The sequence below is a fragment of the Sodalis sp. RH22 genome, assembly GCF_047324165.1.
Classification (GTDB): domain Bacteria; phylum Pseudomonadota; class Gammaproteobacteria; order Enterobacterales; family Enterobacteriaceae; genus Acerihabitans.
On record NZ_CP178731.1, the window covers coordinates 1,825,266 to 1,846,310 of the forward strand.

The window sequence follows — 21,045 nt, forward strand, 5'->3', positions numbered from 1 at the left end:
TTCCCGCCCGGCGCCGGCCCAGGCGCAGGACTATACCCCGCCGCCTGCCGCCGAGCGGATGATCGAAACCGTCGATTTAGGCATCGCCTTCGGCAAGGGGCGCCTGCGCAAGCAGGTGATGGACGGCGTTTCCTTCAGCATCGCGCGCGGCGAAAGCTACGGCCTGATCGGTGAATCCGGCTGCGGCAAATCCACCCTGTTGCGCGCACTGACCGGCCAGAACGCCCATTATACCGGCGCCATCCTCTACCAGAACCGCGAGCAGCATCCGGTGCGCGACAAGGCGTTTTACCGCCGGATCCAGATGGTATTCCAGGATCCCTACGCGTCTTTGCACCCACGCAAGATGGTGTATCACACCCTGCTGGAGCCGCTGGTGATTCACGGCATGGATCGGCGCGAGGCGCGTATCTCCGACGTGCTCCATGCCCTGGGCCTCGGCGACGCCTTTCGCTATCGCTATCCGCACCAGCTCTCAGGCGGCCAGCGGCAGCGCGTGGCGCTGGCCCGGGCGCTGATTATCGAGCCGCAGGTGTTATTGCTGGACGAGCCGACATCGGCGCTGGATGTGTCGGTGCAGGCGGAAATCCTCAACCTGCTGAAAACCCTGCGCCGCGAGCGCAACCTGACCTATTTGATGGTCACGCATAATCTGGCGGTGGTGGCCCATTTATGCGATCGGGTGGCCATCATGCACCAGGGCAAACTGATCGAGGAGATGACTGCCGACGATATCCGGGGCGCCAAGGCGACCGAGCCCTACACCCGGCAGTTTCTCGCCGCCAGCAGCCTTTAGCGCCCAGGAGCCGGTTATTATGACGACGACTCACGCAAATCAGGCCAGGGACGCCCTGCTGCTGCGCTGCGACAGCCTGGACAGCGACGCGCTGCTGATCCTGCGCGGCGGCGTTAGCCTGCTGGAATATGGCGACATGCGGCGGCGCTTTCTTTGCCATTCCATGCGCAAAAGCTTTCTCAGCGCGCTTATCGGCATCCAGGTAGCGCGCGGCGGCTTCGACTTATCGCTGACGCTGGCCGCCCTCGATATCAACGATATAAACGCCCTGAGCGACGTTGAGCGCAGCGCCACGCTTTATGACCTGCTGACGGCGCGATCGGGTATCTACCACCCGGCCAACTATGAAACACCGTGGATGACGCGGATCAAACCCCCGCGCCACAGCCAGCCGCCGGGCTGCCGGTGGAGTTATAACAATTGGGATTTCAACGCCCTGGGCAGCGCTTACCGACAGCTGGCCGGCATGGATATCCACCGGGCGTTTTTCGAGCAGATAGCCCAACCGATCGGTATGGCCGACTTCAGGCCGCAGGACGGCTGGATGGAACCGGGAGCGCATTCGCGACACGCGGCCTATCCGTTTCGCCTGTCGACCCGCGATCTGGCCCGTTTCGGCCAATTGTTTCTGCAACAGGGCCACTGGCGGGGCAAACAGATTATCCCGGCGCAATGGGTGCGCCAGAGCCTGCTGCCCTATTCCCACGCCGGCGATCGCGGTGCCTACGGCTATATGTGGTGGCTGGCCCGTGACGGCGTGGCATTGCCCGGATGCCTACTCCCAAGCGGCAGCTATTTCGCCTACGGCGCGGGGGGACATTACTGCCTGATACTGCCCGCCCTGGACGCCGTGGTGGTCCACCGTGTGAATACCGACATCGCGGGGCGCGAGGTCAACCGTTTCCAATTCGGCCAGTTAATCAATGCGGTGCTGGCGTTCCTGGCCGCACTTTCGGGAGAACAAACATGAACGTGATTGAAGCCATTGCCGCCTGGAGCCGCGCCCAGACCGGGTTCAGCGACACGGCGCGGGAGCGGGCGCGCCTGGCGATTGTCGACACGCTGGCCTGTCTTTATGCCGGGCGGCGCGATTTTTCCGCGCTCGCCGTGCGGGCGGCGGGCGAGATGTACCTGCGCCACGGCGGCCGGGCGCGCGTGATCGGCGGCGGCCGCGCCCCGGCGGCGATTGCCGCGTTTATCAACGGCACGTCGGCACACGCCATCGACTATGACGACAACTTCGGGCCGGGCATGAGTCACGCCTCGGCGGTACTGGTGCCGGCGCTGCTGGCGGTGGCGGATGAACTCGACGCCGGCGGCGGGCAACTGATCGACGCCTATCTGATCGGCCTGCAGGCGCAGGCGTTTATCGGCGCGGGAGTGGGGCCTGCGCACTACACCGCCGGCTGGCACGGCACGTCGACGGTCGGCTGCATCGGCACGGCGGCGGGCGTCGCCTGGCTGATGGGCCTGGACCAGGACGGCATTGCCCGCGCCTTAAGCAACGCCGTCAGTTTTGCGTCGGGCATCAAAGGCCAGTTCGGCACGCCCATCAAACCGCTGCATGCGGGCTGGGCGGCCCGCAACGCGGTGGACGCGGCCGTATTGGCGCAACAGGGCATGCGCGGCAGAATCGATATCCTCGAGGCGCCGCAGGGATTTGGTGAAATGTTCGGCGGCGCCGCGCCCGCCGGCTGGGACATCCCGGCCATCCTCGGCACCCGGCTGCACAGTATTGACGGCGTGGGGGTAATGCCCAAGCGCCATCCCTGCTGCGGCTCGACGCATATGATTGTCGATACGCTGTCCGACCTGCGGGAGGCCCATGATTTTACCGACGCCGACGTGGTCTCGGTAGAAACGCTGGTCGGCATCGCCAACCGGCGCAACCTGGCCTATACCGTACCGGAAAATGAGATGCAGGCGCGTTTCTCAATGCACTATTGCGTCGATACCTGGCTGCGCCACGGCGCGCTGAGCGTACAGGATTTTACCCCCGCACGGGTAGCGCGGCAAAGCGATCCGGCGCGCCTGGCCCGCGTCAGCATGCGCGCCTACAGCGCGCAGCAAGAGGCCGCTGTCCCGGCCGGCGACAAGCTGCCGCACCGCGTTACCCTCACCCTGCGCGACGGACGCCGCCTGGAAGCTGAGCGCCGCCTGGCGAAAGGCAGCAACGCGGAACCTTTTAGCGAAGGCGAGCGCAGGCAAAAATTTATCGACTGCTGCACGGACCTGGATCACGCGGCCGCCCTGTTCGACGGGCTGAAAAACCTGGGGAACGCCAGGGATCTCGGCGCGCTGGAGGCGCTGATGATGGGATAACGATGCGGCGCCATGCGCCCTATGACAGCGCGGTTTTCCGCGGACCCGATAGCCGCTTAGCCCGCATCAACCCAAACGCTGACGCCGGCGGCGCGGCATCTGAAGATACCGGCGCCGGTCTCATCCAGCGTCACCGTCGCCTCATGCTGCCCGAGGTAATCCCGCAGGCGCCCATGGGCAAAATCAGCGCCAAGCCGCAGGCGTTTTTCGCCCTCGCCGCTGTTGGACATGATCACCACGCAGCCCGGCCGCTCGCCGGTGCCGTGGCGGTGAAAGGCCACGCAGTGCGCATCGTCGAAATAGTCGGTCTGCCGGCCGTGCGCGTACAACTGCCGCGCGCGGATTAACGCCTCCAGCCCCGGGATCGCCGGCAGCTCGATGGCGCGGACATTGCCCTCCTGGTCTTTATCCTCATAGGACGCGCCGAACAGATCGGGATAAAACACCGTCGGCACGCCCTGCTCGCGCAGCAGTATCAGCGCATAGGCCAGCGGTTTGAACCAGGGCGCCACCGGCGCCTCCAGCGCTTGCAGCGGCTGGGTATCGTGATTGTCCACCAGGGTGACGGCATGGGCCGGGTCGGCGGCCACCAGGGTATCGCTGAACACCTGCCGCAAATCAAATTCCGCGCCCTGCGTCGAGGCATGATGGAAGTTCATTTGCAGCGGCGCGTCGAACAGCATGGTTTTCCCCGCCACCTGCTCCAGATACTGCAGCAAGATCGCCGTTTTATGCGACCAGTACTCGGCGATAACCAGCATTGGCTGCGCGGCATCGGCCTGGATTTGGTCGATCCAGTCGCGGTAAAACCAGGCGGGGATATGTTTGACCGCATCCAGGCGAAAACCGTCGCAATGGGTTTCATTCATCACCCACCGGCCCCAGTGGGCCAGTTCGGCCGTGACGGCCGGATTGCGGAATTCGATATTGGCGCCCATCAGATAATCGTAATTACCCAGTTCGTCGTCCACCTCTTCGTTCCAGCCGTCGCGGGTATAGTCATTGACGATTTTGAAAATGCCTTTTTCCGCGGGATCCTCTATCAGGTCGATGCCGCTAAAGCACTTATGATCCCAAACGAACTGAGAATATTGGCCCTGCCGGGCGGGAAAGGTGAAACGGGTCCAGGCGGTGGCATCTATCGCCTGGTCTTCTATTTCTTCCCGGTCCTCGATTTCAACGCGATTGACCTGAATGCGTTCCTGCTCGTCGGCGCCCATTTTATGGTTCAGCACCACGTCAAGCAGTACGCCGATATGATGGGATTTCAGCGCCGCGATGGCCGCCAGCAGCGCCGCTTTGTCGCCATATTTGGTGGCCCGCCCGCCCTTTTGATCGAACTCGCCCAGATCAAACAAATCATAGGTATCGTAACCGACGGACTGCGCGCCGGTATCCGCTTTATAGGCCGGGGGCAGCCATACCAGGCTGATGCCGATGTCCGCCAGCCAGCCCGCCCGTTCGGCGGCTTCATGCCACAGGGTACCGCCGGCGGGATAATACCAATGAAAAAACTGCATCAGTGTCGGGTTGTGCATCCGGGACTCCATCATTAACAGGATAAAGACAGTATGGAAGAAACCCGGGCGACCACCGCACTTATTTTTCCGCCCGCCCGCTACAGGGTATCGGCGGCCCCTTCCTGCATCCTTTCCTCGTTATGCAGCCGCTGGCGCCGGCGCAGATTGGGGAACCAGGCCATCCACAGTCCCACCACCACCAGGGTGCCGATACCGCCCAGGGCCGCGGCCGGCACCGCGCCCAGCCATGCCGCCAACAGGCCGGACTCGAATTCGCCCAGTTGGTTGGAGGTATTGATAAATATCGAATTGACCGCGCTGACCCGGCCGCGCATGGCGTCGGGGGTATCCAGCTGGACCAGCGCGCCGCGAATCACCATGCTCACCATATCGAAGCCGCCGAGGGCGAACAAGGCCAGCAGCGACAGCCAGAGCGCGGTGGACAGCGCAAACACCAGGGTCGCGATACCGAACCCGGCCACCGACAGGAACATGATCATGCCCACGTTCCGCTCAAGCGCCCGGCGGCTCAGCCAGAAACCGACCAGCAGCGCGCCCAGCGCCGGCGCGCCGCGCAGCAGCCCAAGCCCCCAGGGGCCGGTATGCAGGATATCCTTGGCGAAAATCGGCAGCAGCGCGGTGGCGCCGCCCAGCAGCACGGCGAACAGGTCCAGCGAGATCACCCCCAGCACATCGGGGCGGGCGCGGATAAAGCGCACCCCGGCGAAAAGGGTGGCGAAACTGGCCGGTACGCGTTTGGGCGGCGCCTGCTCGTAGCGCAGGCGGGCGACCATCCAGATCGACACCAGGTACAGCGCGCCGATGGCGATATACACCGTACCGGCCCCGGCGACATAAAGAAAACCGCCCAGCGCCGGACCCACCATCATCGCGGCCTCGCCGGAGGCGGCATTGGCGGCCATGGCGCGCGCCAGCATCGACGGCGGCACCAGCGCCGGCAGCATCGACTGCAGTGCCGGCGCCTCCATGGTTTTGGCCACGGCGATAAAAAACACCAGGCCCAGGATAGCCAGCTCATTGGCATAATGCATCAGGGTCAGCGCCGCCAGCGCGGCAATGGCCAGCCATTCGGTTATCTGGCCGAATAATACGATGCGCCGGCGATCGAACTGGTCGGCAGCATGGCCGGCGGGCAGCGCCAGCAGCACCGACGGCAGGAACTGCGCCAGGCCAATCAGGCCGAGGTCAAACGCGCGTCCGGTCATGGTATAGATTTGCCAGCTCACCACGATGGACAGCATCTGGAAACCGAAGGCGGAGCCGGTGCGGGCCAGCCAGAATGCGACAAAAGACGGATGCCGCAGCAGCGAGTCCGAGCTGGCGGAAGCGGAAGAATGCATGGCCAATCCTGTTATCCGGTAATGAACAGACTGATCCGGCCGAAGGACATGCCCCCGGCCGGGCCGGTTAATGCGGGGAGTTTAATAAGCGATTGTTTGCTAAAACAGCGTTATAAATTTGCCCGGCGCAATAGCGACGCTACCGAAAGCGGCAACGCCAAACGTGGCGGCGGCGGGAAGACCCGCCGCCACCGCTAACAATATCGCTGGCGGCGGCGAATTAATCAAGCGGTTAGCAACAGCGCCGGTGGCCCGGCCGCCGCCGCGCCGGCGCGGAAAACGGCGGCGTCAGGACCCGCCGCGCGCAAGGGAAGGCGACGCCGCGCGCGGTTCCTGATGGGGGCGATAGACGTTTACCGCCGCCGCCAGGCGTACCGTGCTATGGGACAATTCTTCAGCGGATTGGGCATATTGCTCCACCATGGCCGCGTTTTGCTGCGTGGTCTGGTCCAATTGGCCGATGGACTGGCTTATCAGGGTCAGGGCCATGGTCTGTTCTTGCGAGGAGGTGCTGATCTCGCCGATAAGGCTCGCCACCTGGCCCGCCTGCTGGACGATATTATCCATGGTGTCGCCGGCGTTTTGCACTAGTTTGCTCCCGTCCGTTATCCGCTCAACGCTGGTTTCAATCAGATCCTTGATTTCCCTGGCCGCCATGGACGATCGCTGCGCCAGCAGGCGGACCTCGCCGGCCACCACCGCAAACCCGCGGCCCTGCTCGCCGGCGCGGGCCGCTTCCACCGCGGCGTTAAGCGCCAGGATATTGGTCTGGAACGCAATCCCTTCGATAACGGCGATAATATCCACGATGCGGCGGCTGGAATCGCTGATGGCGCCCATGGTACTGATGACCTCGGTCATCCTTTCCCGGCCCTCTTCGGCGGCGCTGCTGCTCATTGCCGCCAGCGACCGGGTTTCATTAACGCTGTCGGCGCTGTTGCCGACGCTCGCCATCAGCTGCTCGGTGGCGCTGATAATCTGCTGCAGGTTATCGCCCGCCTGCTCCGTACGCACTTTCAGCTGCCGGTTCCCCGCGGCGATTTCACCGCTGGCGTTGCTGATATCCTTGATCTGGCCGCTGACGTCGTCCGTCAGGGAGCGCAGGTTCAGGCCCATCTGGTTAACGCTGCGCAGCAGGTAGCCGATTTCATCGACCCGGTTGAAATAGACATATTCCCCTCTCTGGCAGGACGACAGTCTTTGCGCCTGCGCCAGGATGACGGCTATGGGTTTTCCCACCTGCCGGTGCAGCCAGCCGGAGGTCACCGCCAATCCGCCCAGGGTGACGGCGCCAAGCGCCGCCGGTCCGAGCGCGAACACGCCGGCGCCCACCGCGGGCAGCGCGGCGGCCATCAACAGCGCAAGGCGCAAACGCCAGCGCAAGGGCATTTTTTGCAGCAGCGACAGCGGCGCGAGCCAACCGGTGCGCACCAGCAGTCCCCGGTACAGCGCCAGGCGGCGGCGACCGGCCCTGCCGGAATTCATATCCTGATATAAGGCCGACGCCTGTCTGACCTCCTCGGCGGTCGGGGCGATGCGCACCGAGAGATACCCCGTGGTCTGGCCGTTATGGCCCGTCGGCGTCGCATTGGCGCGTACCCAATAGAAGTCGCCGTTCTTACGGCGGTTTTTGACCAGCGCCGACCAGGAATGCCCCGCCCGCAGCGTATGCCACATATCGGCAAACGCCGCAGGCGGCATATCGGGGTGGCGGACAATATTATGAGGCTGATTAACTAAATCCTGATAGTGGTATCCAGACGCGCTGACAAACGCCGCATTGGCATAAAAAATAGTACCTTGGAGATCGGTTGCGGATTGTAATGTTGTTTCACTGTCAATCTTATACTCACTGAGAGTAACGGGATTGTTAATTCTCATCTGCACCTCATTAATAGGCGGATAAATAGACGCGGGGGCTTCAGCTCAATCGGCCCGAGGTGCAAAAACTTTATTATTATTTCAGCCGATGGGCTTATTTATCCTTAACGCGGCATTAAATAATGGTTTTAATATTTATTATTACAAATCAATAACATTGCGGCAATAAATAATAGCCTTGCGCTGGCGGGAAATAATGAAAGCGGCGGCGGGGTTTATTAAGAATATACTCAGGGGTCCACCATTATTTAGCGATGACGGGCCATTGCGGCGCGGGGGCCGGCTATTAATATAATAGCCGGCCCCCGGAGGATATTATTTCGCGTCCGGCAAGGCATAGGCGATAAGATAATCGCCAAGCTTGGTGCCGAATGAACCGTGGCCGCCGGCGGCTATCACCACGTACTGCCTGCCGTTGGCCTCATAGGTCATCGGCGTGGCCTGGCCGCCCGCCGGCAGGCGCGCTTCCCATAGCGCCTGGCCATTGGCCACGTTAAACGCGCGCAGGTAGTTATCCGCCGTGGCGGCGATAAAGGCGACATTGCCGGCGGTGGAAATAGGGCCGCCCAGCATCGGCATGCCCATTTTGAACGGCAGCGGCAGCGGCGAGCTGTCGCGTACGGTGCCGATGCGTTTTTTCCAGACAACCTCATTGGTCTTCAGGTCCAGGGCGGAGATATATCCCCACGCCGGCTGTTTGCAGGGGAAACCCAGCGGCGAGAGGAAGGGGTTCAGCGTCACGCCGTAGGGAACGCCGTATTGCGGCTGGATGCCGACTTCGGAACCCGTCCCCCCCTTGGCCTCATCCGGCTCCATCGGATTGCCCGGACCGCGCGGGATAAGCTTCGAGACGAAGGGCAGCGCCATCGGGTTGGCGACGGCAATCTGACGGTCGGTATCAACCGAAATACCGCCCCATTCAAACATGCCGAGGTTGCCGGGGAACACCAGGGTGCCCTGCTCGGAAGGCGGCGTAAACGGCCCCTCATAGCGCAGCTGGTGAAACATCACGCGGCAGATCAGCTGATCGTAGATGGTGGCGCCCCACATATCCTTGCCGCTCAGGTTTTGCTTGGGACGGTAGGTCAATTCCGAGAACGGCTGGGTGGGCGACAGGCGATCGCCTTTGGCCGGGCCCTGCGGCACCGGGGTTTCCGGCGCCGGCACCACCGTTTTGCCGGTACGGCGGTCCAGCACAAAAATATTGCCGGTTTTCGCCGGCACATAAATTACCGGTATCTTATTGCCGCCTTCATCGGTGATATCCGCCAGGGTCGGCTGCGCCGGCACGTCCATATCCCACAGATCGTGATGCACGGTCTGGTAGAACCAGGCCAGTTTGCCGGTGGTGGCGTTCAGCGCCAGCAGGCCGCTGGCAAACCGCTCCATTTCCGGCGTACGGTTGCCGCCCCAGATATCGGGCGTGGCGACGCCAATCGGCAGATAGACTAAATCCAGCTTGGCGTCATAGGCGGCCGGGGCCCAGGAATTGGGCGAGTTCGGGGTATAGAGCTGCGCGCCTTCCGGAATGATGTTGGGGTCCTTGCTGCCGGGATCGAACGCCCACAGCAGCTTGCCGCTGTTAACGTCAAAACCGCGGATCACCCCTGACGGCTCGCGGGTGGAATAGTTATCGGTCACCGCGCCGGCAATCACGATCACATTACCGGTGACGATCGGCGGCGAGGTAGGCTCGTAGCCGCCGGCTTTGGGAAACGGCATATTGTTTTGCAGGTTCAGCTTGCCGTTGTCGGCGAAATCCGGACAGAGTTTGCCGCTCTGGGCATCCAGCGCATACAGATGGCCGTCGTTGACCGGCAGCAAGATGCGGCGGGCGCAAAGCGCCGGCGGCTGGCCCGCGGCGTTGGCCTGCGCCGCATCCGGCGTTTCATGGTAGGACACGCCGCGGCAGGTGACATGCTGGAACGACGGATCGGTTTTCAACTGCGGGTCGAAGCGCCATCTCTCTTTGCCGGTGGCGGCGTCCAGGGCAAACAGCTTCTGGTGCGGCGTACACAGGTAAAGCAGATCGCCGATTTTAATCGGCGTCACTTCATCGGTCAGCTCCGCCGGATCGGCGGCGGTTTTCATATCCCCGGTGCGAAACGTCCAGGCCTCCTTCAGCTGGCCGACGTTTTTATCATTGATCTGGTTGAGCGGCGAATAGCGCGTCCCTTCCTGGGTGCGGCCATAGGCGGGCCAGTCGCCGTTGGCGATACCGTTGGCGCTTTGGGCGGAGGACGCCGTCTGGTCGGCGCTCAGGGTACCGTTGATTTCCTGCGGGTCGTTAAAGACCGCGTAGACCAGCACCAGCACGGTAATCAGCAGCGAGGCCAGCAGGGAGCCGCGCGCCAGCGCGTCCCTGGCCGCCAGGCGGCGGTAGATAAAGGGCAGCGCGATCCACAGGCCGAAAAAGAACGTCACGTCCAGGCGCGGCGTCAGCGCCCAGAAATCGGTGCCGACCTCCCAGAGCGCCCAAACCGTGGTGCCGAGCAGGAAAATGGCGTACAGCAACAGCGCCGCGGGGCGGCGCCGGTACAGCAGCCAGGCGGTAAGCAGCATCGCCAGGCCGGCGATGATGTAATACGGCGAGCCGTGAAGCGTGGCCAGCCAAACGCCGCCGATCAGCAGGTAGAGGCCGCTCAGCGCGGCGAATAATGCCGTCAGTATGACGAGTGTCCGTGATAACACTGTCTGTTTTTGCATAGGATGCACCTTACCAAAATGTCATGTCGATGATGTAAAGATTAAGCTAGATAGGTCAAATAGCTCTTGTTATGCCATGATTATTCAAAAACGTAGCTTAGGGTCGCGCCGCCGCCCCAGTTGCGGCCCTCGGCCGGCTCGAAATAGCGCCCGTTGCCTTCATTGACGATCACCGAGCCGACGTAGCGGCGATCGAACAGGTTATCCACCCGGCCAAACACATCCAGCGACCATTTACGCCAGTTCACCCGGTAGCCGGTATTCAGGCTGGCGACCGTATAGGACGGCGCCTGGGCGCTGTTCTGGTCATCGGCCTGGATAGCGCTCATATAACGCACCTCGGCCCCCGCATGCCACCCCGCCTCGGGCCGCCATTCCAGCGCGGCATAACCCATATTGCGGGCGATGCCCGGCAGGCGATTGCCCGCCGGCACCCGTTCATCCGGCGTGCAGCCGTCGGACGCGCAGGTGGCGTTGCGGTAGGTGGCGTCCAGCAGCGTCCATGCCATTTTCAGCCGCCAGTCCAGCGCAAACTGCTGATCCAGCGCCAGCTCCAGGCCGCGGCGGCGGGTTTTGCCGGCATTGGCGTAGCTGGTGCGCCCGCCGGTGCTCTCGGCGACCACCAGTTCGTGGTCGGTATTGGTCTGGAACACGGCGGCGGTCAGCAAGCCGTAGCCGATACGCGTCTTACTGCCCAGTTCAAACGTATCGCTGGTGGCGGGCTTTAGCGCGGTGTTCAGGCCCGGCTGGCCGTCGGGGCGGTAGGAGAGTTCATTAATGGTGGGCGTTTCAAAACCGCGCCCGGCGGAGAAATACAGGTTCCAGGCGGGGTTGACGGCATAATTCAGCGAGCCCATCGGCAGCAGGCGATGATAGCGGGCGCTGCCGCTGTCGTCGCCGTTGGCGCCGGTGATGTAGTAATCGCGGGAATCAAAGCTGACCGTGCTGTAGCGCAGCCCGGCATCCAGCGTCCAGCGCGGGGTCAGGTTCCAGGTGGTTTGCAGGTAGGGATCGAGATTCCACATACGGTTTTTCTCGTTGCGCCGCAGGGCGCCCTTTTCCCCGTAGGTGATACCGTCGTCCCGGGCAAGATAGTTTTCGAACCCCTGGCGCCGCTCGGTCATGGTTTCATAATCCAGCCCGCCGGTAAGCGTGACCGGTACCGGCCCCAGGTTATCCTGGTGGCGCCAGCGCGTATCTATGCCCTGGTATTTACGCTCCAGCACGATAACGCCGCCGGCATGGTTGGGGTTGAGCTGCGCCGACAGGGGAATGGACTGGTACTGGGTGGTATGGCGCTCGCCATGGTACGCCAGCATGGTCAATTGGTCATTGGCGCCCATCTCGCGCTGATAGCGCAGCCCCGCCTGGGTCTGGTCCAGGGTCTTGCGGGTGTTGTACTGGTCCGCGCGCGGCGACTGGCGCGGGTTGTCATGCCATTCGTCCGCCGTCAGGCCGCCCGGATCGCCGGCGTCCACGGACACGCTGTTAAACATCAGCGTCAGCGTGCTGACGTCATCCAGGCGCACGCCCACCTTGGCGTTGCCCAGGTTTTTCTGCGTGGCGCTGTGATCGCGAAAGCCGTGGGTGGTAAAGCGCGAGGCGGATACCGCGTAGTTCACGTCCCCGGCCTGGGTGCCGTCGCCGGTGGCGCCGGTGGCCTTGACGCTGTTGCGCCAGGTGCCGTAGCTGCCGTAGTAGGTGCCGGCCTCAAGCGTCGCCGGCTGGGCGCCGGTCTGGGTATCGATATTCACCACGCCGCCGGATGCGTTGCCATACAGCGCCGAATACGGGCCGCGCAGCACCTCCACCTTATCCACCGAGTTAAGATCGATATTCGAGGTCTGTCCCTGCCCGTCCGGCATGGTGGCCGGAATGCCGTCCACATAAATGCGCACCCCGCGCACGCCGTACATCGAACGGCTGCCGAAGCCGCGCACCGACAGCTGCAGATCCTGCGCATAGTTTTGCCGGTTCTGGATTTGCAGGCCAGGCACGCTGCCCAGTCCTTCCGACAGGTTTACCTGAGGGCTGCCGTTGCGCAAATCCTGGCCGTCGACGACGCTGACCGCCGCCGGGGTATACAGCTCGGACAGGCCGCTGCGCGGTTTCACCACCATCAGCGTCGAGGACGGCGAATCGGCGGTCGCGCCGCCGTTCGGGGCGCCAGCCGGTGTCCCGGTGCCGGCGGCTTGCGCAAAACATACCGCCGCCGGCGGTAACAGAAACAATGGTGTCAGGAGCAGCGCGGATGTTTTCGTGTTCAATGGCGTGATTCGGTAAGAAAAGTTTATAGGTCAAAAGTATAGAGCGACTTTACCATTTTGCCTTAGTGTCAAGCTATGTAAAGATGTTGAGGAAATGTTAATGCTTGCCGCCTGTGGCCGGCTTAAGCCGGCGGCGGGCCGGCGTCCGGGAGCAAAAATCGCCATAACGGTGCAAGGTATTAACATCCCCGCCCGCGCCCGCGGCGACCGCGGCGCGCCATCTTGGCGGCGGCGGCGGGTTTTACCTGTGGCGCCAGTAGGTTAGGCGCGCCGGGACATAGGGAGAAAAATGCGCAGTTTCCGTGCAGCGCCATCCCTGTCGCGGTGCAGGGAGAAATAATTTTACCCCTTGTTTTTTATTGAAAAAACGGCGTTGACAACGCCATATTTTCCTTCTTATAGTGAGCCTGACTTATCCGCAAGAACGCCAACAATGTCGGCTTGTGGTTATGGCAATAGAGCCCTGCAATGTCATGTGACGTTGCTGGGTTTTTTTTTGCTTTTTTTTCAGACCTTCAACGCCCGGGGTAACTATGTCCAGAATGAAATGTCACTACGCTACGCTTTCACTCGCCTTGGCGGCCGCATTGGCCATAACCTGCCCGGGTGTGGCGGGCGCCGCGGAAAAAGCGATTAAAATCGGCTTGCTGGAAGACGCGTCGGGCAACTTCGCCCTGCCCGTTATTCCTAAGATCCACGCCACGGAGCTGGCGGTGGAAGAAATCAACGCCAAGGGCGGTATCATGGGACGCCCGGTTGAACTGGTGAAATATGACACCCAATCGGACAATACGCGCTTTCAGCAAATGGCGCGCCGCCTGATTAAAAACGACAAGGTGGATGTGATTTTCGGCGCGTTCTCCAGCGCCTCGCGTGAAGCCATCAGGCCGATCATGGACCGCGAAAAACAGCTCTACTGGTACAACAACCAGTACGAGGGCGGCGTATGCGACAGCAACGTCTTCGTCACCGGCGCGGTGCCTGAACAGCAGTTCTCGACCCTGATCCCCTGGATGATGGAGAAGTACGGCAAAAAAGTGTACACCATCGCGGCGGATTATAATTTCGGGCAGATCTCCGCCGAATGGGTGCGCAAGATCGTTAAGGAAAACGGCGGCACCATGGTGGGCGAAGAGTTTATTCCGCTGAGCGTATCGCAGTTCGGCCAGACCATCCAGAACATCCAGAAAGCCAAGCCGGACTTTGTGATGACGCTGCTGGTCGGCGCCAACCAATCCTCCTATTACGAGCAGGCGGCGGCGGCCAAACTCAACCTGCCGATGGGCAGCTCGGTGAACGTCGGCCAGGCTTACGAACACAAGAGGTTTAAAGCGCCGGCGCTGAAGGATATGTATGTCACCGCCAACTATATCGAGGAAGTCGACAGCCCCGCCAGTAACGATTTCAAAAAACGCTTCCACGCCAAATACCCGAACGAGCCTTATATCAATCAGGAGGCCGCCAACGCCTACGATGCCGTTTACCTCTACAAGGCCGCGGTGGAAAAAGCCGGCGGCACCGATATGACGGCGGTGCGCAAGGCGCTGGAAAGCGGCGATATTTGTACCGACGGTCCTTCCGGCAAAGTCTGCATCGATCCAAAGAGCCACCATCTGAGCCATACCATCTACCTGGCGCATGTGAAGGCCGATCACTCCATCGAAATCCCGAAGGTATGGAACGATATCAAGCCTTACTGGCTGGGGGACGCGGGCTGCAACCTGCCGGTGAAACCCGACGCCAGCCAGTACACCCCGTCCAATCCGCCCAAGGCGTAACGCGGGACTGTAACGGGGAAATCGCCGCGGGACGCGGCCTTCCCCGACGTTATTCCTATTGATGAGGATGGCCAGCGGATGTTCACGCTCTCGTTTATCTATTCAATGATTTATCAGTTCGGCGATAACTTTGCTTATCTGGTGCTGGCGGCGCTGGGGCTGGCGGTGATTTTCGGCATGATGGGGGTGATTAACCTCGCGCATGGCGAGTTCATCATGTGCGGGGCCTATGTCACCATCTTGATGACCAAGGCCGGTCTGCCCCTGCCGGTATCGATGCTGCTCGGCACGCTGGCGGCCGCGTTTGCCGGCGGCGTAATAGAGCGCCTGGTGGTGCGCCATCTTTACGGCCGGCTGCATGATTCGGTGGTGGCGACCTGGGCCATCAGCCTGATCGTGCAGCAGGCCATGCTGCTGATCGCCGGCCCGTCCCTCGAGGGGCTGTCCACCCCGCTCGGCTCCTTTACGCTCGGCGACTATTCCTTTGCCACCTACCGCGCCATTTTGCCGCTGATCGCCATCGCGGTGCTGCTGTTGCTTTATGCCCTGTTCTTCCATACCAATTACGGCGTCTGCGCCCGGGCCACGATCCAGAATGCCCGCATGGCCTCCTGCCTGGGACTGGAAACCGACCGCATCTATACGCTGACCTTTGCCCTGGGCGCGGGGCTGGCCGGTCTGGCCGGGGCGATTTACGCGCCGACGCTGACCGCCGTCCCGACCATGGGCAGCAGTTTTATCGTGCAGGCGTTCGTGTCGGTGGTGGTGGGCGGGGCCAATGTGCTGGTTGGCACCATTCCTGCAGCGGTGGCGCTGGGGGCCATTCAAACCGGCCTGAATTCATGGTACGGGCAGCTCGCCGGGCAAATCGGCCTGCTGGTTACCGCCGTACTGGTTATCCGCCTGCTGCCCAACGGCGTCGGCAGCCTGTTTACCCGCAACCGATAGGAGCTGACCTTGACCTTATTATCCCGCTCCCCCGCGGCCGACGCCGCGACAAGACCGGCTTGCGGCCGGCGCGCAACGATTGCCCTGCTGGTGCTGGCGGCGGCATTAGCGCTGCCGCTGGTGGTCGACGGCGCCACCGTCGGTGACTTTTCCTATTTCCTGCTGTGGACATTCTGCGCCATTGGCCTTGCCGCCATGTGGGGCCACGCGGGCATCCTCTCCTTCGGCCAGACGGCGTTCTTCGGACTGGCCGGCTATACCTACGGCGTCATGACGCTAAATTTCGGCGACGGCGCCCTCTCCACCTGGGCGGGGCTGGCGGTGGCGCTGGCGGTGGCCGCCGCCGTCGCGGCGGCGCTGGGCTACCTGATGTTTTACGGCGGCGTGACCGGCATTTTTATCGGCATCGTCACCCTGTCGTTTACGCTGGTCATGGAAACCTTTATGTCGCAGACCGCGGGGCCGCAATGGGCTATCGGCACCGCGCGGCTCAACGGCTTCAACGGCATGTCCGGCATGCCGCCGCTGGCGCTGCCGTGGTTTGACGGCGCGTCGTTCCCGCTGGAGGACAATGCCTTTTATTATCTGGTGGTCCTGTTGCTGGCCGCGGTGTATGCCGCGGTGCGCGGGCTGCTGCGCTCAAACTTCGGCCTGACGCTGGCGTCGATCCGCGAGAATCCGCGGCGGGCGGAAATGCTGGGGATAGACATCCGCCGCTATCAGCTGCTGGTGTTTGTGCTGGGCGGCGTGTTGTCGGGGCTGTCCGGCGCGCTTTATACCTTGTGGGGGTCGTATATCACCCCCTCTTCGATGGGTCTGACCGCGGCCGCCATGCCGGTTATCTGGGTGGCGACCGCCGGGCGCAGGAATATTTTCGGCACCGTGGTGATAACCGCCCTGTTGGTATGGCTGTCCCAATGGCTGGCCATCTACGGCAGCGAATACGCGATGATTTTGCTGGGCGCCATTCTGCTGTTTGTGGTCCTGGCGGCGCCAAACGGCCTGCTGCCCTGGCTGGGCGGGAAAATCACGCGCGCCGCCGGCAGAGATAAGGAGACGCATGATGAGTCTTGATAGGGCGGACCAAACGGATCGGGAACCCATCCTGGAAAGCCGGGGATTAAGCAAACGCTTCGGCGGCATCCGGGTCATCGACGGCGTGGATATGCAAATCCGCCAGGGCGAGGTGCGCTGTGTTATCGGGCCGAACGGCGCCGGTAAAAGCACCTTTTTTAAACTGCTGACCGGCGAGCACGCCCCAAGCGACGGCGAGATTCATTTTCTCCGGCGGCGCCTGGATAAGCTGGCCCCCTTCCAGCGCATACGCATGGGAATGAGTATTAAGTTCCAGATTCCCGGCATCTTCGCCGACCTTACCGTGGCGCAGCATCTGCAATTGTCGCTAAGCCATCTGCGCCCGGAGGCGCGCCCGAATGCCGCCGGCGTTGACGAACTGCTGGAGCGGTTCAAGCTGACCGCCGAAGTCCGCCAGACGGCGGGTAATCTTTCCCACGGCAAAAAGCAGTGGCTGGAAATCGCCATGGCGGTGTCGCTGCAACCGCGCCTGCTGATGCTGGATGAACCGGTGGCCGGTCTCTCGATCGAGGAGACCTATCTTACCGGCGAACTGATCAAGCAGATGCAGCGGGACGGGCTGACGCTGATGGTGGTGGAACATGATATGACCTTTGTGCGCCAGATTGCCTCGCGGGTGACCGTGCTGCACGGCGGCAGGGTGTTCGCCGACGGCGACGCCGCGGCGGTGCTGGCGCGCGACGATGTCGCGGATATCTATTTGGGGAAAGCCGGATGAATGACGTCCTTTTGCAAGTCAACCAGGTCAGCGGCGGCTACGGCGGCAGCCTGGTGTTGAACGGTGCGAGTTTATCGCTTTACCCGGCGGAGGTGCTGGGCATTATCGGGCGCAATGGCGTGGGTAAAACGACGCTGATGCGCGCGCTGATAGGGCTGATGCCGCTCAGCCAGGGCAGCATATTCCTGGGGGAAACGGATATCACCGCCGCCGCCCCCCAGCGTCGGGCCAGGCTGGGCATCGGCTATGTGCCGCAGGGGCGCGAGGTTTTCGCCGGCCTGACGGTGGCGGAAAATCTGCGCGTCGGCATGCAGTTCGTGCGCGAGCACCGCGAGCTGGCCGATGGCCTGCTGGAGCAGGTGCTGGATTACTTTCCGATCCTGCGCCAGCGGCTGCGGCAGAAAGCGGGCACCATGAGCGGCGGCGAGCAGCAGCAGTTGGCGATTGCGCGCGCCCTGGTCGGCGCGCCGAAAGTGCTGCTGCTCGACGAGCCTTCCGAGGGCGTACAGCCCTCGATTGTCCATATCATCGCCGACACGCTGCTGCGCATCGCGCAGGAGCTGCGGGTGGCGGTGATCCTGGTGGAACAGGATATCGCCATGATCCAGCGGGCGGCCCGGCGCTGTTGCGTGATGGATAAAGGCCGGGTGGTCGACACGCTGGATAAAGCCCAGCTCTGCGATGACCAGATCATGCGGCGCCACCTGGCGCTTTAACCCCGACGGCCCGCGCCGGGCCCATTATGATTGAGAAGAGGACGACCTGATGAAATGGCTTGACGATTCAATTATGTACCAACGCGGCGTCGGTTCCGGCCGCACGCCCGTCACGCATCATCTGACGGAAGAGATGCAGAAAGAATTTCACTACACTATCGGACCTTATTCCACGCCGGTGCTGACCATAGAACCGGGCGATCGGGTGATTGTCGATACGCGCGATGCCTTTGAGGGCGCCATCAGCTCGGAGCAGGATATCCCCAGCCAGCTGCTGAAGATGCCGTTTCTGAATCCGCAAAACGGCCCGATCATGGTCAGCGGGGCGGAGAAAGGCGATGTGCTGGCGGTGCATATCGAATCCATGCTGCCGCGCGGCGCCAACCCGTATGGCATCTGCGCCATGATCCCGCATTTCGGCGGGCTGACCGGCACCGATCTTACCGCCATGCTCAACGATCCCCTGCCGGAAAAAGTGCGCATGATTAAGCTCGACGGGGAAAAAGTCTACTGGAGCCAACGCCACACCCTGCCCTATAAACCGCATATCGGCACGCTGAGCGTTTCGCCTGAAATCGACTCCATCAACTCGCTGACGCCGGATAATCATGGCGGCAATATGGATGTGCCGGATATCGGTCCGGGCAGCATTACCTATCTGCCGGTACGCTCGCCGGGCGGACGCCTGTTTATCGGCGATGCCCACGCCTGTCAGGGCGACGGCGAAATCTGCGGCACCGCGGTGGAATACGCCTCGGTAACCACCATCCGGGTCGATCTTATCAAAGGCTGGCGGCTGGCGTGGCCGCGCATGGAAAATGCCACCTCGATCATGAGCATCGGCAGCGCCCGCCCGCTGGAAGACGCCACCCGCATCGCCTATCGCGACCTTATCTATTGGCTGGTGGAAGATTTCGGCTTCGAGCAGTGGGACGCCTATATGCTGCTCAGCCAGTGCGGCAAAGTCCGCCTGGGCAATATGGTGGATCCGAAATACACCGTGGGCGCCATGCTCGATAAACATCTGCTGGCGTAGTTTCTTTACGTCCCGGCGCGGGCGCGTGCCGGGATACGGCTTCCGACCCTTTCCACCGGGTTCCGTCCCGGCCAACAAGCAGGTGCACATGGGTTCAGCAACACCGATTAATATTGGCTTACTCTACTCCACCCTCGGGGTGACGGCGGCGCAGGAGCAGTCGCAAATGCGCGGCGCCACGCTTGCCATCGAAGAAGTCAACCAGCAGGGGGGGATCCACGGCCGGATGCTGAATGCCATCCATCTCGATCCCCACTCGCAGGACAGCCGGTTCCGCCAGCTGGCCGAGCAGCTGATTGTCGAACACAACGTCAACGTGATTTTCGGCGGCTACACATCCAGCAGCCGTAAAGCCATGTCGCCGGTCGTGGAGAAATACCAGCGTCTGCTGTTCTATCCGCAGTTCTATGAGGGGTTCGAATTTTCCGAGAATATCATTTACGGCGGGGCCGCCCCCAACCAGAACTGCGTGCAGCTGGCGGACTACCTGGCCAGCCGTTTTGGCGCGCGGGTTTATATGATTGGCTCGCGTTATGTCTACCCCTACGAATGCAACCGCAATATGCAGGAGCTGATATTGCAGCGGCCGGACGGCGCGGTGGTGGGCGAGCGCTATCTGCCGATGGACGCCAGTTACGACGCCTTTCCGCCCATCATGGCGGAGATAAAACACAAGCGGCCGGATTTTATCTTCAGTACCGTGGTCGGCCAGACGGTGCCTTTTCTTTACCAGGCTTATCATGCCGCGGGCATCGACCCCGAACGCATGCCCATCGGCAGCCTGAACACCTCTGAAACTGAAATCGCCATCATGGGCGCGGCGCTCGGCGTCGGCCATTTTACCTCGGCCACCTATTTCCAAAGCGTGGAGAGCGCGGCGAATACCGCGGCGCTGCGCCGTTTCCACGCCAAGTTCGGAGAGGATATTCCCACCGATATGAACTGGGAAGCGTCCTACAGCCAGGTCCATCTTTTCGCGCGCGCGGCCAGGGAATGCCGCAGCGATCGGCTGTCGCGCCTGATGCCGGCGCTGCGCGGCTGCGAATACGACGCGCCCCAGGGACGCGTGCGCATCGATCCGCTCAACCAGCACACCAGCCTTTACCCGCGTATCGGCCAGGCGAACGCGGCCGGCCAGTTCACCATTCTCCAGGAGTCGCGTCGCCGGGTGGCGCCCGACCCGTATATGACGCATCAGATCCAGGGCGACTGGATCACCAAACAGACGAAAATGGAGCCGCCCAATGCGCCTTAATACGTCGCGCACCAGCGCGGACGCCTTGTTATTAAGCCGCGGCATCCGCTGTACGGTGCTGCATCCGGATAACGAGGACGGCGAAACCCTGACCAATCACCTGCGCCGCATGGGTTTCAAGGTGCGCGCCTTCTGGCCGGTGCCGGAACACCTGCCTGCGGATACCGATCTGATTTTCCTGGCGCTGCGATCCGATCTGCCGGAGCCGGAAGTGCCGTGGCTGGACCTGGGCAAACACGCGCTGATATCGGTGATCGAGTACGAAAACCCCACTTTTATCGATACCGCGCTGCGGCTGGGCGCCGGCACCACGCTCACCACGCCGGTGCGCGCCACCGGCCTGCTCTCGGCCATGGTGTTCGCGCTGCATCACGCCCATCGGCGGCGGCAGATGTCCGACCGTATCGAGCGCCTGGAGAAAAAAGTGCTGGGCCTGCGCCAGGTCGGCGAGGCCAAGGCTATTTTGATGCGCATGCACGGCATCGGCGAGGAGCAGGCGTATGAGATCCTGCGCCATCAGGCCATGGATAAACGCATCACCGTGGAGGAGATGGCCCGCGCCCTGATCCAGGCCAACGATATCTTTTCCTGGACGACGCCCGGCACGCCCGGCGGCCGGAAATAACACGCCGTCATGACGGCGACA

At 62.3% G+C, this 21,045-nt stretch carries 16 protein-coding genes; 11 read left to right on the forward strand and 5 right to left on the reverse strand.

What is annotated here, in order from left to right; translation table 11 throughout:
• Nucleotides 1-58 precede the first annotated feature (58 nt).
• The 3 genes from ACL2XN_RS08305 to ACL2XN_RS08315 are packed head-to-tail and all read left to right on the forward strand — an operon-like array spanning nt 59 to nt 3,118.
• On the forward strand, nt 59-796 hold the full coding sequence (locus ACL2XN_RS08305) for an ABC transporter ATP-binding protein (RefSeq protein ID WP_413723422.1): 738 nt from the start codon (nt 59-61) through the stop codon (nt 794-796).
• Nucleotides 797-815: 19 nt separating this feature from the next.
• Nucleotides 816-1,766, forward strand: a complete 951-nt coding sequence (locus tag ACL2XN_RS08310; protein ID WP_413722501.1) for a serine hydrolase domain-containing protein — start codon at nt 816-818, stop codon at nt 1,764-1,766.
• Complete coding sequence (locus ACL2XN_RS08315; RefSeq protein WP_410015630.1) at nt 1,763-3,118, forward strand: MmgE/PrpD family protein; 1,356 nt, start codon at nt 1,763-1,765, stop codon at nt 3,116-3,118. Before ACL2XN_RS08310 ends, ACL2XN_RS08315 begins: the two co-directional genes overlap by 4 nt.
• Before the next feature lie 56 nt (nt 3,119-3,174).
• On the opposite strand, the gene amyA is transcribed toward ACL2XN_RS08315, so the two are convergent.
• The 5 genes from amyA to pqqU all read right to left on the reverse strand — a co-directional run bounded on the left by amyA (nt 3,175) and on the right by pqqU (nt 12,853).
• Nucleotides 3,175-4,656 (reverse strand): alpha-amylase, encoded by a 1,482-nt coding sequence (gene amyA, locus ACL2XN_RS08320; protein ID WP_410015631.1) that lies wholly within the window; start codon nt 4,654-4,656, stop codon nt 3,175-3,177.
• An 80-nt stretch (nt 4,657-4,736) separates the two neighbouring features.
• A complete protein-coding gene (locus tag ACL2XN_RS08325) occupies nt 4,737-5,999 on the reverse strand; it encodes an MFS transporter (RefSeq protein WP_410015632.1) in 1,263 nt (420 codons plus the stop codon).
• Nucleotides 6,000-6,287: 288 nt separating this feature from the next.
• Nucleotides 6,288-7,880: a methyl-accepting chemotaxis protein gene (locus ACL2XN_RS08330; RefSeq protein ID WP_410015633.1), complete on the reverse strand. Its 1,593-nt coding sequence runs from the start codon at nt 7,878-7,880 to the stop codon at nt 6,288-6,290.
• Between the two features lie 315 nt (nt 7,881-8,195).
• A complete protein-coding gene (locus tag ACL2XN_RS08335; protein ID WP_413722499.1) occupies nt 8,196-10,586 on the reverse strand; it encodes a glucose/quinate/shikimate family membrane-bound PQQ-dependent dehydrogenase in 2,391 nt (796 codons plus the stop codon).
• An 80-nt stretch (nt 10,587-10,666) separates the two neighbouring features.
• A complete protein-coding gene (gene pqqU, locus ACL2XN_RS08340) occupies nt 10,667-12,853 on the reverse strand; it encodes a TonB-dependent receptor PqqU (RefSeq protein WP_413730645.1) in 2,187 nt (728 codons plus the stop codon).
• A 533-nt stretch (nt 12,854-13,386) separates the two neighbouring features.
• Here pqqU and ACL2XN_RS08345 point away from each other — a divergent pair.
• From ACL2XN_RS08345 to ACL2XN_RS08380, 8 genes are all read left to right on the forward strand, one after another.
• The gene (locus ACL2XN_RS08345; RefSeq protein WP_410015636.1) at nt 13,387-14,631 is read left to right on the forward strand and encodes an urea ABC transporter substrate-binding protein; all 1,245 of its coding nucleotides are present in this window, start codon (nt 13,387-13,389) and stop codon (nt 14,629-14,631) included.
• A 78-nt stretch (nt 14,632-14,709) separates the two neighbouring features.
• Entirely contained in the window at nt 14,710-15,579 is an 870-nt protein-coding gene (locus tag ACL2XN_RS08350; RefSeq protein ID WP_410015637.1) for an ABC transporter permease subunit, read from the forward strand.
• A gap of 78 nt (nt 15,580-15,657) precedes the next feature.
• A complete protein-coding gene (locus ACL2XN_RS08355; protein ID WP_410016574.1) occupies nt 15,658-16,653 on the forward strand; it encodes an ABC transporter permease subunit in 996 nt (331 codons plus the stop codon).
• Nucleotides 16,643-17,392 carry an ABC transporter ATP-binding protein gene (locus ACL2XN_RS08360; protein WP_410016575.1) on the forward strand — a complete coding sequence of 250 codons (750 nt, stop codon included), beginning with the start codon at nt 16,643-16,645 and terminating at the stop codon, nt 17,390-17,392. Before ACL2XN_RS08355 ends, ACL2XN_RS08360 begins: the two co-directional genes overlap by 11 nt.
• The gene (locus ACL2XN_RS08365; RefSeq protein ID WP_410015638.1) at nt 17,389-18,108 is read left to right on the forward strand and encodes an ABC transporter ATP-binding protein; all 720 of its coding nucleotides are present in this window, start codon (nt 17,389-17,391) and stop codon (nt 18,106-18,108) included. Before ACL2XN_RS08360 ends, ACL2XN_RS08365 begins: the two co-directional genes overlap by 4 nt.
• A 49-nt stretch (nt 18,109-18,157) precedes the next feature.
• Nucleotides 18,158-19,144, forward strand: a complete 987-nt coding sequence (locus ACL2XN_RS08370) for an acetamidase/formamidase family protein (RefSeq protein ID WP_410015639.1) — start codon at nt 18,158-18,160, stop codon at nt 19,142-19,144.
• 88 nt (nt 19,145-19,232) lie between these two features.
• Nucleotides 19,233-20,399: a transporter substrate-binding domain-containing protein gene (locus ACL2XN_RS08375; protein ID WP_410015640.1), complete on the forward strand. Its 1,167-nt coding sequence runs from the start codon at nt 19,233-19,235 to the stop codon at nt 20,397-20,399.
• Nucleotides 20,389-21,024, forward strand: a complete 636-nt coding sequence (locus tag ACL2XN_RS08380) for an ANTAR domain-containing response regulator (RefSeq protein WP_410015641.1) — start codon at nt 20,389-20,391, stop codon at nt 21,022-21,024. Before ACL2XN_RS08375 ends, ACL2XN_RS08380 begins: the two co-directional genes overlap by 11 nt.
• Nucleotides 21,025-21,045: the final 21 nt, after the last annotated feature.